The 15,701-nt window shown below is 33.7% G+C and carries 12 protein-coding genes; 1 reads left to right on the top strand and 11 read right to left on the bottom strand.

Annotated features, from left to right (window positions below):
- Nucleotides 1-30: 30 nt before the first annotated feature.
- The 9 genes from ACKPCA_RS04385 to ACKPCA_RS04425 all read right to left on the bottom strand — a co-directional run bounded on the left by ACKPCA_RS04385 (nucleotide 31) and on the right by ACKPCA_RS04425 (nucleotide 10,113).
- Nucleotides 31-603: an RNA polymerase sigma-70 factor gene (locus ACKPCA_RS04385; RefSeq protein WP_321281625.1), complete on the bottom strand. Its 573-nt coding sequence runs from the start codon at nucleotides 601-603 to the stop codon at nucleotides 31-33.
- Nucleotides 604-1,151: 548 nt separating this feature from the next.
- Nucleotides 1,152-2,318, bottom strand: coding sequence for a DUF819 family protein (locus tag ACKPCA_RS04390; protein WP_321281626.1), 1,167 nt, complete (start codon nucleotides 2,316-2,318; stop codon nucleotides 1,152-1,154).
- A 122-nt stretch (nucleotides 2,319-2,440) separates the two neighbouring features.
- Entirely contained in the window at nucleotides 2,441-3,685 is a 1,245-nt protein-coding gene (locus tag ACKPCA_RS04395; RefSeq protein WP_321281627.1) for a DEAD/DEAH box helicase, read from the bottom strand.
- Between the two features lie 255 nt (nucleotides 3,686-3,940).
- Nucleotides 3,941-4,927 (bottom strand): lysylphosphatidylglycerol synthase transmembrane domain-containing protein, encoded by a 987-nt coding sequence (locus ACKPCA_RS04400; protein ID WP_321281628.1) that lies wholly within the window; start codon nucleotides 4,925-4,927, stop codon nucleotides 3,941-3,943.
- A 45-nt stretch (nucleotides 4,928-4,972) separates the two neighbouring features.
- Entirely contained in the window at nucleotides 4,973-5,386 is a 414-nt protein-coding gene (locus ACKPCA_RS04405) for a DUF5655 domain-containing protein (protein ID WP_321281629.1), read from the bottom strand.
- Nucleotides 5,387-5,447: 61 nt separating this feature from the next.
- Entirely contained in the window at nucleotides 5,448-6,992 is a 1,545-nt protein-coding gene (locus tag ACKPCA_RS04410) for a carboxypeptidase-like regulatory domain-containing protein (protein WP_321281630.1), read from the bottom strand.
- A 39-nt stretch (nucleotides 6,993-7,031) separates the two neighbouring features.
- Entirely contained in the window at nucleotides 7,032-8,027 is a 996-nt protein-coding gene (locus ACKPCA_RS04415) for a FecR family protein (protein WP_321281631.1), read from the bottom strand.
- Between the two features lie 6 nt (nucleotides 8,028-8,033).
- On the bottom strand, nucleotides 8,034-8,588 hold the full coding sequence (locus ACKPCA_RS04420) for an RNA polymerase sigma-70 factor (protein ID WP_321281632.1): 555 nt from the start codon (nucleotides 8,586-8,588) through the stop codon (nucleotides 8,034-8,036).
- Between the two features lie 220 nt (nucleotides 8,589-8,808).
- Nucleotides 8,809-10,113, bottom strand: coding sequence for a carboxypeptidase-like regulatory domain-containing protein (locus ACKPCA_RS04425; RefSeq protein WP_321281633.1), 1,305 nt, complete (start codon nucleotides 10,111-10,113; stop codon nucleotides 8,809-8,811).
- 243 nt (nucleotides 10,114-10,356) lie between these two features.
- On the opposite strand from ACKPCA_RS04425, the gene ACKPCA_RS04430 reads away from it, so the two are divergent.
- A complete protein-coding gene (locus ACKPCA_RS04430) occupies nucleotides 10,357-11,070 on the top strand; it encodes a hypothetical protein (protein WP_321281634.1) in 714 nt (237 codons plus the stop codon).
- A gap of 38 nt (nucleotides 11,071-11,108) precedes the next feature.
- On the opposite strand, the gene nadA is transcribed toward ACKPCA_RS04430, so the two are convergent.
- Entirely contained in the window at nucleotides 11,109-12,035 is a 927-nt protein-coding gene (gene nadA / locus ACKPCA_RS04435; RefSeq protein ID WP_321281635.1) for a quinolinate synthase NadA, read from the bottom strand.
- A gap of 103 nt (nucleotides 12,036-12,138) precedes the next feature.
- Entirely contained in the window at nucleotides 12,139-15,525 is a 3,387-nt protein-coding gene (locus tag ACKPCA_RS04440) for a ligand-binding sensor domain-containing protein (RefSeq protein WP_321281636.1), read from the bottom strand.
- Nucleotides 15,526-15,701 lie beyond the last annotated feature (176 nt).

Consider the following 15,701-nt stretch of genomic DNA (forward strand, 5'->3'; position numbering starts at 1 on the left):
CCTCACACGTATATTAATTTGAAAAAAAAATCACATTTTTTCCATTAGCCATAAAATCAGCAGACTAGCTAGCATTGGTCCTATTTTGTTACGCAAAATTTTTAATGCTTTGCTGATTTGTGTTTCTACAGTTCGTTTCGATATGCCTAGCTGATCGGCAATTTCCTGATTGGTAAAACCATCAAAACGATTCATTTTAAAAATGCGCTGACATTGTTCAGGCAATTCATCTATTGCTTGATATAATTCATATTCTAATTCGGTTTGCTCCAATATTTTGTCTACACCCGTTCCAATATCCGAGGTCAAGTACCTGATGTTTTCATGATGTTTGGCATGCGTGCTTTTTTGTTTGATTGCATTTAGACAGGCATTTCGAACAGATGTATACAAATGTGCTTTTGCTGAGGTGTGAATCTTAACAGAGTCTTTGTGATCAATTAACTGAACAAATACATTTTGGACAATTTCTCGGGCATCGTCCAAATCGGAAAGAAATTTATTGGCATAAGCAGTTAAAACCGCATAGTGTTCCTTAAATAATTCTTCAATTCTTTTTTCAGTAAGTAATTCTATAGAATAGTGGGTAGAGCTTTGTGTCATTGATATTGCGCTTTAGATTCCCTTATTTTTCAGTTCATATTTTAATATACAAGTAGGTATATATTGAGTGAATTTAAGATTTTTATTGTAATAATACCTACCATCATTTATTAGACAATTAACTATTGTACTACACGTACTCGTGATAAAAAAAAGATCATTGTATTTGTAATGTATCATTGTGCTATGAGAAATGGAGTATGGTATTTAGGTGTTTTCTCATACACTTCAATTTATTTTGATGGATTAAAAGAAATTTAATTTTCTGATTAATAGAATGTTTATGCTTGAATTATTCCAGGTAATATAAAGCAAAAGGAATCGATTTGTAGCAAGAAGGAATGAGTAAGTAAGAAAAGGGAATCGGTTTGTAGCAAGAAGGAATGGGTAAGTAGGAAAAGGGAATCGATTTGTAGCAAGAAGGAATGGGTAAGTAAGAAAAGGGAATCGATTTGTGACAAAAAGGAATCGATAAGTAGGAAGAAGGAAAGAAAAAAGGTTGTCTCATTAGATGAAACAACCCTTTTATATATAATTGCCTATAAGTTCTAGCTTAGATAAATCGCAATACTAACGCCAATAAAAGTACCAATTACATAGCCTAAAATTCCGACTAAAATACCAGGAGTTACCAGTTTTTTTTGTCCCATTGATGCAGCCATAGGTGCGGCAACCGATGGTCCCATGATATTGGCAGCCGAAGAAATTACCACTTCGTAAACATCAAGTTTGAATAGTTTGGCCAATGCCAGTAGAAACACAAAGTGGAAAATCATAATGGTAAGGTAGAAGGCCAATACAGCAGGTCCGATACTGAAAATTTGCTGAATATTGGTAGCGGCACCAATTACTGCTAAAAACACATACATCATCCATAAACCAACCGAGAATGCGGTGTTCTCGAGTGGTTGCAATTGTTTTGGAAACAGATTGGCTGCCAGTACAGCAAAAACCGTAATGATTAGGATGCTTAAATTAATATCAGTATTCAAAAAGCTTTGTAAATATGGCGATACAAAACTACCAGCTCCTGCGATTAATGCAGCAATAAATACCGAAACGGCAATTCGCTCCATGGTGATAGGATATTCAGCTTTTTTAGCAGAGTTTTCTTCTACACGATTTTCGGCCTTAGGTTTTACAAAAAAGCGAGCCAAAAACAGGAGAGAAGGAGTTAAAAACAGGAATAGGGTATACAGGTTGGAAACAAAGTTATCAACAGCAATGGTAGCTGTAAATAATGGATTTGTACTAAAATTAAGCGCTTCGGCAGCGGCTATAAAATTTACACTTCCTCCAATAAGTGTTGCTGCAATAACCCCGGCAGTTTTCCCAGAATCAGGACCTAAATCAATAAGCTTGAATGCCAGAAAACAACCCAAAACAATCCCAATGGCTCCTAAAATATAGGCCACAAGCAATTTGCCGCTTTCCTTTACAATTTTTACAATGTTAGAACTAAATAGCAGCATAGGTATCGAAATGGGAATGAAATACGAAAATACCATTTCGTAAACATCTACCTTAATGTTTGGGTTCGATGCTACAGGAACAACTCCAGCCATTGCCAATAAGGACATGGAAATCATGGTAACCAAAATACCTGATAATTTTCCAAACCATTTTTTGTGTTCTGAATAGATTCCAAAGGCGGCAGCACCTGCCACAACGAAAAACAACACCATGTTGCTTTCGGGAGAGATAAGTGATTGCATGTGTAAGATATTGAAATTAGTGTATTAGACCATTTTACTCGTGGTTAAGCAAAATGAATTACCGAATTTAATAAATATTCAAAAGAAAAGCTCAAACTAAATGGGTTTGAGCTCTAAGTATTTTATTTTTTCTTTCTTTTTTTCTTTTTGGGATTTTCGAAGTACTCATCTGCTTCTTCCATAAGTTCTTTTAAACTTTTTGAATAATCTTCCGAAAAGTCGATTGTTGCAGAGTATTCCTGGTGTGAGATATCCATAACTTGAATTTCCCCTCCAAGATAATCTTCAATTTCGTTTAAAAGTTCCTTCTCTGTATCAGGACAGCAGAATGAAATGGCAACACCTTTTTGTACGCCACGTCCTGTACGTCCAACTCGGTGTACGTAGTTCTCAGAAACATCAGGAAGATCGTAGTTTACCACGTAATCTACGTTAGGAATGTCAATTCCACGAGCACTTACATCGGTAGCAATTAAGATTTTTACCTTGCCAGATTTAAACTCATTTAAGGCTGCCAAACGATCTTTTTGCTCTCTATCTCCATGAATCAATTGAGTTTTTACGCCAACACGATCCATTGCTTTGTGTACACGTTCAGCACGAACTTTGGTTCTTACAAAAACTAAAATTTTACTTTCCTCATGTTCTTTGGCAATTCGTTCAAGGAAGAAACGCTTGTCATCCATTTTTACGTATGCCAGAGAGTGCTCCACATTTCTTGATACCGGGTCTTTAGGCGAAATCTGAATGCGAATGGCTTTTCGAACCAATGAATAAGCCAACTTCTTAATTTTTGGCGTAATGGTTGCCGAAAAGAAGAGTGTTTGTCTGTTTTTTGGCAAAAATTTAATCAGGTCGCGAATATCTTTAATAAAACCCAAATCCAACATGTGATCCGCTTCATCCAATACTAAGGTATCAATGCCTCTCAAATCAATATAACCTTGACTTGTAAGGTCGAACATTCTACCTGGAGTTGAAATTAAGATATCGATTCCCTGCTGCAATTTTGCAATTTGTGGATCTTGTTCAACCCCACCAAAAACGCAAAAGCTCTTTACTTTGGTGTATTTGCCAATTTCCTGGAACACTTCGGTAATTTGTATTGCCAGTTCACGGGTAGGAACCATTACAACACATTTGATGCCTTTACTGCTCTTGTTTTTCTTCGATTTGTGAATTTTATCGATAATAGGAATGGCAAAGGCTGCCGTTTTACCGGTACCGGTTTGTGCAATAGCCAAAACATCCTCACCTTTTACAATGGGAGGGATGGCTTTATATTGTATATCTGTAGGTCGCTTAAAACCCAGTGTTTCCAGATTTTTCTTTATATCTTCTGAAAAGCTATATTGGCTAAACTTCATTATTCTTTGTCTTCAAATTTGCGACAAAGATAGTTGTAAAAACTGAGTTTGCGAGTATTGTTATAAAAAGACATTAGAATCTCGTCTTTGAGTCTAAACTCTCGATGTTTATTATTTTATATTATCCAACCTAATGGGAATTGGAAGGACAAGCTGCTTATATGTAGAATAACTTTTAGAAAGACGGAGAAGCTGAGAACTTGTTCGAAGATCACTCCGCCGCACTTAAAGTTTTCAAGTAGAATTAGTTTGGGCTTACTTACCCTTCATTTCTACCCAATATCTAAAGTAGCCATAGCCACCCAACACAAGGGTTCCAATAAAAGTTAATCCGTTCGATAATATTCCAAAACTAATTCCCGCATTGGCATCGAGCTGATAGGCCAAAAATAGCTGTAACAAAAAGAAATGCGTGGTTCCTATGCCACCTGGGCTTGGTAACGCCCAACCTAGACCGCCAATAAATAAAATTACTACGGCAAAGAAGATTGAATATTCCGATGTTTCAGGCAAGCATAGTAGGTATATGTAGTTTAGAATTACCAATGCCATCCAAATTAACAGGGTAAGTAGAATAAACTTGAATCTCTTCTTTAATAGTAAACCTTGTTTTAGTGATTCAAACATGCTTTGCAAAAATCCAACAAGCTTCTTAATAATTGGTTTCTCGGATTTTTTAAGTTTTTTGAGGCTTACCAAGAACAAAACGACAAAGAGAATTAAAAGGATTGGCAAGACATAGATGTAACGATATCCATAGATGTGAGAAATGCCTCCAATGGTTGAATCAATAATTCCCTGAAGTCTGTCCACTTCAATAAAGAATATGCTTACAATTCCCAATCCCAGTATTAATAAGTCGTATGCACGTTCGGCCATTACACTTCCCATAGATACGGCCACGGGAACTTTCGAGTTCTTTTGAAGTGATGTACAACGGATGATTTCGCCAAGTTTAGGCGTAAAGCTGTTTACGAAATATCCCAAAAGGAGGGAGGTAAGTACTTTATCAGATTTAGGCGTTTCTCCTGCTTCTTCAATTAATAGTTTCCAACGCAATGCTCTTAGGTAAAATACCAAAAACAGGCACAGAAAACTTAGGAAGATGAAAAAATAATCGGCTCCTGCTAAACTTTCCCATACAGGACCTAATGGTTTTTCATGTAGGGTAAGAAAAAGGAATACCGCTCCGATAATTAATCCGGATAGATTTTTAAGTATGCTTTTTATATTATTTATCATCTAATAAAATTTCAATTGTAATTAGAGGAGAAGCAAAAATATAAATTATTTTTTCCTAACAGTCCAATAGGCAGCCTTTATCCAATCCTTTATTTGTGTATCGAAATCTTCTGGTTCGGCTATTACAAGCCTATGAAGCACTCTGTTTTTAGATATTCGTTTACAAAAGATTACAGGGAAAACATCTTTTTCCTGATGGAGTTGATATTCCAATACGAGTCGATCTTTTTTAGGGTAAACGGATAAGAAATTTGCACCAATTTTAAACTGAATGCAGGTTTTAAGGTACAAAATTTCGATATTTTCGAAAGTGTTCACATATTCTTCTAATAGTGTAAAGGTCTCCATTACACGAGTACCCATTTTCTTGGTATGTGTTTCCTTATCGGTAATATAACACGAATGATATTGATTTGGTCCGGAAAGAGTTCTCTTACAATTGGGACAAGTCCAAGGCATACTTTCAATTCAATAATTTCTCGAAAGATACAACAATTCTTAATTTTACTTGGACCACATGTTAATTTGGTCCCGACTTGCCTAAAGCGATTTGTTGCATGCTGTTGTTGATTCTTTTTAAGGCATCCTGAATGTTCTCTTCGGGTGTTATAAAATTGCTTTTTCCCCAAAATTTAGGATCGTAGGTTGTTCGGTGATTGGAAAAGATGGTTGTTGGTGGTATGGATTCTCTGTATTTAAAGCGAACAACATCCTCCGATTTTATATTTGTAGTTGCCATCTCGAATGAAGTGGAGAAATAACTGGAGAACAATTTCTTTTTATTTTTCACCTTGAATTTTAAATTCCCCAATGTATGGTTTAAATAATATTTCCCGTTGATATCGCGATAACTAACTACATAATTAACCATAGTTGGTTTCGCCTTGGTTTTTGAACTGCCTTTTACAATGAATCTGTCTTTTAGTTCATTCAATCGATACTTTTCGTAACCAAATTCAGCACGAATGATTGCCAGATTATTGGTTTCAATAAATAATCTTCCTTCCAATAGAGGTTCACTTAGTTTGGGTTTTGGTTTGAACTCAATAATATATACCGAACGGTTGTTGTAGGTGCTGATATCTACCAAACGATAATTGTACAAGTGTGTATATTCCTCGTTCAGAAACTCAGGTAGGTTTTTTACAATATCTAATTGTAAACACCCCTGTATTCCACCCTTTAGCCTAAACGAAATGGTATCTAATCTGGTAACATCATAGATTTTTCGACTTTTAAAAACTTTTACTCTTTCCAATGCAGTTTGTTGAGAATAGGAGTTTTTGTAAATGTCTAATACTGATTCCAAATAAATCATGTATTTGTTATTTTTCATCACCGATTCCCTGTAAAAGGAGGTTAGGTTCGTTGATTTTTGAGGATAGTTTTTGTAAATGTTATTCACAGCTGCACGAACCAAGACCAAAGGGTCATTATTGCGAATAATGACTTCTTGAAGTGAAATGAAATCTTCATTCAGCGCCACTTCAATTTGATTGTTCTTCAGATGCGATACAACAATTTCCTTATTTTGATAGCCAACATATGAAAATACCAAGGTGTCATTTAAGTTCTCCGAAGATATACTTAATGAGAATTCACCATCTTGGTTGGTTATGGTACCTACATGTTTTCCCCTTATTCCAATACTTGCATATGGTAAGGCTTCTTTTGAATTCTGATCCGTAACAATACCGGCAAGTTTTCGGTAGGAGATGTATGGTATAATTTCCTTAGGTGCTGGTACATTCAGCGTTTCTTTTACAGGAACAATTACAATATGCTTTTTGGTAACATGAAAATTAAGGTCTTTATCAGGAATTAATTTTCTTAATACGCTTGAAAGTTTTTCACTTTTAATATTAATATCTAAAGGTTTGCGATCTTTAAATAGGTCTGCATTATAGGTAAAGTAACATTGGGCTTTTTGTTCAATGCTATCCAGTGCATTTTCAATAGTTGTTTCAGATAAGTTTAGGTTTATCTTTTTGTCCAACAAATGAGTTTGAGCATTTATATTAAAGCATAGCAATAGCAGAATGAAAAGTACTGTATGTTTTTTCATTAAGCATTTTTGATATGTTCTAATATTGTTCATAGATGACTAAATTCCTTTTTTTAATAGGATGGTTTGACCTTTTTTCTCATATGTCAAATTAAATGACATACAGATATTATTTAAAACATGACTAAGCGATTCCTGATCGAAAGTGGTATTAATTTTCTCTTTTGCAATTTCATCGCTTTCAAACTGAATTTGAACGTGATAAGTTCTTTCGATTACTTTGGCAACTTCTTTCAGTTCCATTCTTCGGAATACCATTTTTTGCGTTTTCCATGACAAGTAATTATCGTCGTTCATTAAGCTTTTGCTTAGTAAGCTTTCTTTTAAAATCGCAAAATCTCCTTTCTCTAGTATAACGGATTCCTTATTGTTGATTTCTGAAAATTTAACTTTACCCGATTCAACCAGAACCTCAACTTTATCATCCTTGGCAATTACATTAAAAGATGTTCCCAAGACTTTAATTTCAGCACCCTTTGCAGTAATGATAAAAGCTTTGTTTGGATTTTTTGCAATATCAAAAAATGCTTCACCTTCCAGACTTACATTTCTGGTGTTAGCATTAAATTTTCTTGGGTAAACCAGTTTGGCTTCTCCGTTGAGAGTAACGGTTGATCCATCTTCAAGAACAATAGATTTGTTACTTTCATGAGCTTGCGAAATAAATGTCTGATAAGGTGATAGATAATCATTGTAAACTTTGTTAGAAAGCAGACCTAAGCCAATTACTACAATAATCATTGCTGCAAACTGAAGAACCCTCTTGGCATTTAGAGATATTCTTTTACCACTTTTCTTATCGGCAATTTTTCTGCTTACTTTGCTCCAGGCAATATCCGCATTGTATTGTTCTCCGATTTGCATTACATCCTTAATTAAGCCCAAATCCTTTTCTGATGCTGCAACAATTTGAGCATATTCTGAGTTTGAATCTATCAACTTTTTAAAGGCTGCTTTTTCTTCCTCACTCATTTCTCCGCTTAAATACTTCGAAATGATTTCCCATTCAATGTTATGTGATGTTTCGTTCTTCATTTTATTTTAAAGCACAATAATACTAACGTAATCTTTTAAATTTTTGCGAAATGCCTTTAAAGCCTTGCCCATATTGGCTTCAACGGTTTTTACCGATATGGAAAGTTTGTCAGCTATTTCATGATATTTTAATCCTTCAAATCTACTCATTTTAAATATCTTACTGCATCTTTCTGGTAGGTTTGATAGTGTGTTTTGTATAATCGTTTGAATTTCCTTTTCCTCCAGGCTATGATTTGTGGATGAATCGTTAATTCTGGTGTTTTTTAAATGATTTTCGTATTGGTTTCTAATTCCTTTTTTTCTTAAGTATTGCAAGCTATTTAAGTAGGTTGCTCTGTACAAATAAGCTTTAAAAGAGCTATGAATTTTGAGTTTCTTTCTGTCTTCCCAAATCTGGCAAAATAAATTCTGAACAACTTCTTCTGCTTGATCTGGATTTTTGACAAATTTTACTGCATAGTGACATAACAGTGGGTAATAAAACTTAAATAATTTTTCAAACTCTTCTATATTGCCTTTTTGAATGCTTAATAATATGGCGTTTGTATCTTCCGACATCCTCGTTTTCGTATTCCTTGTATATTAGTTTAATTACTTTCTAATATAGGATATTTAGTTTTTAATTCCTTAGGATCTGTTTAATTTAAAAATATAATTTATCGATGTTTTCTTAAGGAATTAATGGAAAGAACCACAGTTTACTCTTTGTTATCCCCATATAAAGAGTTTGTAATTCTTTCCATTAGTGCTTTAACAGTTAATAGTAGGTTAATTCGATTTAACGAGCTTTTCTTTTTAATTTTCGAATTGCTGCCTCAATAGATTGATCTGGTTCAATTGTGTTATGTGCTCCCCAGAAATTCTTATCTGCAAAGTTTCCAATCTCATCAACCATTACTTGATTTGATTTAAATTTATCATGTCGATTGAATCTTACAACATTGGATTCATCTCTGTCAGTAATTGCAATTTCAGTCATGGCTGTGTAGTTGGTATTGAATAGTTTTCTTTTCCAATTACATTTGAAATTGATTTCTCCACGAGCATAGTTAAAGTACCACTTGCCTCCAGTTTCATGATAGTTTACAATGTAATCAGCCGAGGTTGGTATTACCTTAACACCAATTGGTTTTCTTCTAATAAATAACTTACTTGCTTCTTCCGGATTATCAAGATTCAAGCTGAATTTTGCACTTGTTAATGCTAAATTTTTAGTTTCTACATAAAGTAATCCATAGTACAAAGGAATGTCAATATCTTCTTTTTGGATAAACTCAATTACGTAATGTAATTTACCATTAATCTGGGTAATTGATTTTAAATTGAACTTATAGCTTTGACTAAAGTCTTCTGAAAGCAAGTTGTATGGATTTTTAATTACATCAAGTAATAATGCAGTGGCTGGTCCACCTTGTAATTTAAAGAGAAGGGTATCCATTTTCTTTACGTCTTGGCTTTTTCTTCCTTTAAAAACCTGTACTTGGTCTGATTTGGCTTGCTTATAGCCTGACTTATGAATGTTGACAACTGCTTCAGATATTGCTACATAGCTTCTGTTCTTACGAACGGTTTCTCGGTAGAATCCCTCCATCATATTAGGTGTTGTAGAGTAATTTTCACCTACTTTCTTTAATATTCTTCTTACCAATTGTTCAGGATCTAAAGGATAAATATTGACTTCATTTAGAGGAACAACTGCCATTTGAAGTTGCAATACATTCTTCTTAGGTTTTAAAGATTTGATATCAACTTCAAGGTTTTTGTATCCTACATGACTAATTTCAATTTTGCTAACCGGTAAACCTTTGGCAATTTTAAGTGTAAATTCACCTTCGCTGTTTGAAACTGTGGCTACATTCACACCCTTTACAGCAACTGTTGCAAAAACTAGAGGATCTTTAGAATCTATATCCTGTACTTTACCTTTATATACATCGTATTTTAAGGTATCAATTACAAGCTGTACCTTATTCTTTTCTTTCTTCTTTTTTTTCTTCCATTCTCCTGCTGATACAGAAATGGAGGACAATAATAAAAATGCCGAAAGTAGAATGGTAATTTTTGAAATAAAATTTGTTCTCATGGCAAAATGATTTTATCTGTTTATATTATTGCTGTTAATATGGAATTACGATCGTTTAATTTCCTGTTTCTATTACTATGATGCATGAGTTTGAATTTACCCTATTGAAAATTGTTTTTTTATTTACATTTAACAGACTTGAGTTTGTACATGTATTTTATTAATAATCATATAAACATAGACATCTCGGTTTTTATACCTAATTTTAATCAATTCTATACCCAACTAATTATTTAAATTAATATGAAAATTGATTTCTGTAAAGAGGAACTGGTTTTAAGAGTTTACCCTACAATTGGGGGATGTTTTCAGGAAGGATGGATGGTTTTGAAGAATCATTTTTTGATTCTTTTTCTTGCAGTTATTCTTGCAGCATTGCTAGATATTCCAATGGGGTATAAGCAGTACCTTGAAAATGCTGGTGATTCTTATTCTTTGGGAATTTCTTTTTTTAATTTAATAGGATTTGTCTACTATGTGATGATCATTACACCATTTAATTATGGTTTTGACTGGATATATTTAAGTGCAGCCAGAAAGAGAGAGCCACAATTCGAAGAAATACTTTCAGGCTTTAAAAAATACCTGGTAGTTATTCTTAGTCATTTACTGGTTATTGGTATAACTGGATTTGGATTTATATTACTGATTATTCCTGGAATATACCTGTTGTGTAAACTAGTATTTGTTCCTTATCTGGTAATGGATAAAAACGTGGATCCAATTCAAGCAGTTAAACTAAGCTATTATCTTACGAAAGGTTATTTCTGGACAATTTTTGGAATGGGCATTCTATCATTCTTTATTATAATTCTGGGAATTATTTGCCTTGTTGTAGGTGTATTTGTATCATTAGTTTGGATACACTCAGCCTTTGCAGTTTTATACAAGGCAGTTGATGAATTACATTTTAAAGAGGCTTGTGTATTAGCTGGAGTAGAAATAAAAGAAGAATAATAAAAAAGCCATCATATTTGATGGCTTTTCTTATATAATTACAGTTTCAACTGTTTCGACATTTCAAGCATTTTTACAATTGGAGCTTTGGCATTTTCCATTACATCATCAGGAAGGATGATTTCCGGTTGTTCATTTTTAAGAGCCAAATAAATTTTCTCCATGGTATTCAATTTCATGTATGCACAATCGTTGCACGAGCAGGTTTCATCGGCAGGAACAATTAAAAATTCTTTTTCAGGTGAATCTTTTTTCATTTGATGTAAAATACCAGTTTCGGTAGCAACAATAAATTTTTGAGCATCACTTTCTTTGGTGTATTTCAACATCGCCGTTGTAGAGCCAACAAAATCAGCGAGCATTAAAACAGGCTGAGGACATTCTGGGTGAGCAATTAAAGTTGCATCTGGATTTTCAACTTTCATTTTCATGATTTTTTCCGCTGAAAGAATGTCATGAACTTCACAAGTCCCATCCCATAAAACCATATCTCTACCAGTAACTTCGTTGATATAGCGACCAAGGTTTTTGTCAGGAGCAAAAATAATTTTTTGATCTTTAGGCAATGATTCAATCAATTGTACAGCATTTCCCGATGTGCAAATTAAATCAGAAAGAGTCTTTATTTCTGCACTACAATTGATATATGAGATCACCATGTGGTCGGGATATTTTACTTTGAATTTTGCAAAATCTTCTGCAGGACAAGATTCTGCCAAAGAGCATCCAGCTTCCAAATCAGGAAGAAGAACTTTGGTATTAGGATTAAGGATTTTTGCAGTTTCGGCCATAAAATGAACCCCTGCAAACAAAATAATATCAGCATCTACTTCAGTTGCCTTTTGTGCAAGCGCTAAACTGTCACCTTTGAAATCCGCAATCTCCTGAATATCGGGAGTTTGATAATAGTGTGCTAAGATAACTGCATTTTTCTCTTTTGCCAGTTGAAGAACTTTTTCTCTCATCAGATTTTTCTTTGCTATAAATTTGTATAAATACAGATGCAAATATCTTTAAATTCTTGTGAAATACAAATGGAGGAAGTTTATTTTAACAGGTTCTTAAAAATTAAGCAGAGGGAAGAGTGAATAAAAATGTACTTCCTTCGCCTAATTTACTTTCAACTTTTATCTTGCCTCCATTGATTTCTACAAACTCCTTGCAAAGTATTAGTCCCAATCCTGTGCCTTTTTCTCCTGCTGTACCTGAAGATTTATATTTAAGGTCAATTCTGAATAGTTTATCAATGTTCTCCTTATCAATTCCAATGCCTTGATCAATGATTTGAATTTCTTGAAAATTGGTGTGCGGAATAACGTTTACCGAAACCTCGCTGTTATTATGAGAAAATTTAATTGCATTATTAATCAGGTTTCTTAAAACAGAACTACACATGTTTCTATCAGCTTTCACCCTTATTTCTTCAGGGCAAAATATCGTTAGATTAATTTGCTTTTTTTCAGCCGAAGCTTCGTATAGACTTATGGTGTCAGATATCAATTCACACAAATCAAATTCACTGGGTTCAAAACTAATTTTTCCGGTTTGCGAACGCGACCAGGTAAGAAGGTTTTCTAGTAAATTAAAAATGTGCTTAACAGATTCATGTATTTTTCGAATGCCAATTTGTTTCTCTTCCTCATCTACATATTCGTAATTCTCATGAATCATTTCACTAATTGAGAGCAAGCTGGTAAATGGATTTTTTAAATCATGTGATATAATCCTAAAAAACTTGTCTTTGGTGGCAACTAACTCTTTTAGGTTTTGTTCCGATTCTTTTAGATTTTTATTGGCAATTTTAATTTTCTCGTTTTGTGCACTGAGTAATTTGTTGGTTTTGATGTTTAAAAGATATCCGTATACAAAAATAATTATTCCACTAACTATCAGTGCAAGAAGAAGAATAAACCACCAAGTCATGTAAAAAGGAGGGTGAATGATTATTTGTAACTCTCTGGGAGTTTCGCTCCATTTTCCGTAAGGATTTTGTGCAATTACTTGAAAAGTGTAATTACTTGGAGATAGGTTGGAGTAGGAGGCAAAATTCCTTTTTTCAGAATACACCCATTTTTTTTCCAAACCTTTAAGTCTATAGGCATAATTTACCTTGTCGGGAGTAAAGTTGGATAAGGTGGAGAATTCAAATGAAATAAATCGATGTTCAAAATCCAATTCTATTGAATCAGTAAAGGCTATACTTTTCGAAAAACCATAAGAGTCATTTTCTTTGTTGTATGATATTTTATTGCCATTTGATTTTAATGGTACAACATTTACAGGTTGACCATGGATTTCGAGTTTTGTGAGTACCGCATCATATATTGCGTTTTCTGTAATTTCTTTATTGGGATTTATAATATTTAGTCCATAAACTCCACCAAAATAGAGCAAGCCACTTTTTCCTTTATGGAATGCGCCGCCATTAAATTCATTGCTTTGCAATCCATCATGAACATCAAAATTATTGCAGGAATAGTTTTTTAATGAGAACTTACATATTCCATAATTGGTGCTGAGCCATAAATTGTTTTTGTTGTCGGGAAGAACTCCATAAATAACATTATTTGGCAATCCGTCTTCTGTTCCAAAATGTTCAAACTGTTCAGTGTTGGGATTAAACTTGTTTAACTTGTTGTTTGTTCCAATCCACAAAGTTCCATTTTCTTCTTCGTAAATTGAGAATACCACATCATCCGAAATTGTGTTTTGCGAATTGCTGGTATAGGTATAGCTTCTGAATAATTTAGATTGTTTGTTGTATACATTTAAGCCTCCGCCATAGGTTCCTATCCAAATATTCCCTTTTGCATCTTCGAAAATTACTGAATAAACAAAATTATGGGAAATGCTGTTGGGATCATTATCTGAGTGTTTAAATTGTGTGAATTTTTCTGTTTCCGGATCGAATAGGTTTAAGCCATTTTGTGTGCCAATCCAAAGTAAACCCTCACTGTCCTCAAATATTACTCGAACAGAATTGTTACTAATCGATTGCTTGTTGTTTAAGTCATTTTTGTAGTATTTTCTTTTCCCATTCATTGGATTAAAGCGAATGAGCCCATCACCATCAGTACCAATCCAGATAAGTCCTTTTTGATCTTCATAAATTTTTCGGATGGCTTTATGTGGAAGTTTTGGGGATTGTCTAAAATCGTACCTGATAAATGTATCTTGACTTACCTGATATTTGGTAAGTCCATGGTGGTTTGTTCCAATCCAAACATTGGAATCTCTATCTTCACAGATGGTCCAAATAAAATTACCAGGTAAACTATTTCGGTCTAAAGGATCTTGTTTTAATAAATTGAATTTATGCAACTGCGGATCGTAGATGCTAATACCTGCACCAAAGGTTCCAATCCAAATTACTCCATTTTTGTCTTCGAAAATACAATTAATGGAGTTTTCAGATAGGCTTTGCGAATCTGCTGAGTTATTTTTGTAGTGATATTTTCTCTGCCCGTCGGGATCTAGTCGAAATAAGCCTGAACCAAATGTGCCAAACCATAAATTGTTGTTTTTATCCATTATTAGTGGGGGAGCTGTGTTAATGGAAAGGCTATTTGTTGATTCGAATGATTTTACTGCTTTCTTGAATGCCACAGCATCTTTAGTTTTGTACAGTAATGCTTTATCGGTAGAAATCCATATTGTCGAGTCCTTGTTGAGTATTATTCTGTCCACTTCAATATCTTTTAGGAAATACTGAGGCTTTGCTTTTAGATTTTTATCAAGAATATAAAATCCATTGTTGGTTCCTACTAAAACGGATCTAGCTGTTTGAACCAAAGTAGTTATTCGTAAGTCTTCCTGGGAATCAGAAAGTTTTTCTTTTATGATTTGATTGGATTCTTGGTTGTATGAGTATAATCCAATATCTGTTGCGATTAAAATTTCATTAGAATTTACCTGGAGAATTCCATTGATTCTGGAGGAGACATTTTTGGAGTTTTTAATGTTAATGGTACTTAACTTTGCTATGTCAATGCAATTGATTCCATTTAAAGTTCCAATCCACAAGCGATTATGAGAATCCTCATACAAGTGGGTAATTGTATCGTTTGTTAAAGTTTTGTTACTTCCAACGCCTCTAAATTGAGTAAATTGTTCATTAACAGGATCAAATCGAGTAAGACCACCTCTTGAACCGAACCAAAGTTTTCCTTTGCTATCCTCAAATATCTGCTCTATCCATTTGTGAGTTATGGTATTTAAGTTGTCAGGATCACTTCGGTATATCACAAAGTTTCTACCATCGTATCGATTTAAACCATCTTCGGTTCCAAACCACATGAATCCGTTAGAATCTTGAAAGATACAATAAACAGAACTAAGCGACAGTCCATCATTAATTGTGATGCGTTTAAAACGAATGTTATTTTGTTGTGCAAAAATATTACCCAATGACAACAAAATACTAAGGAATAGTAAAATTGGTTTTTGGTGGATCATGTCTGGTAAATCTGGGTTAATCAATCCACAACAAATTAATGAAAAAAGTTCTTTTTACGTAATTTATAAAATTAAAGCTTGTTAAATCAGCCAATTAGTATGGAATACGATTCCATTTTAAAATTTATTGTGTTTTGTGAGGAGAGAAAATTACTTTTACCTTTTCAAATCTTAAT

The sequence above is a fragment of the Marinifilum fragile genome (assembly GCF_963677365.1).
GTDB lineage: Bacteria > Bacteroidota > Bacteroidia > Bacteroidales > Marinifilaceae > Marinifilum > Marinifilum fragile.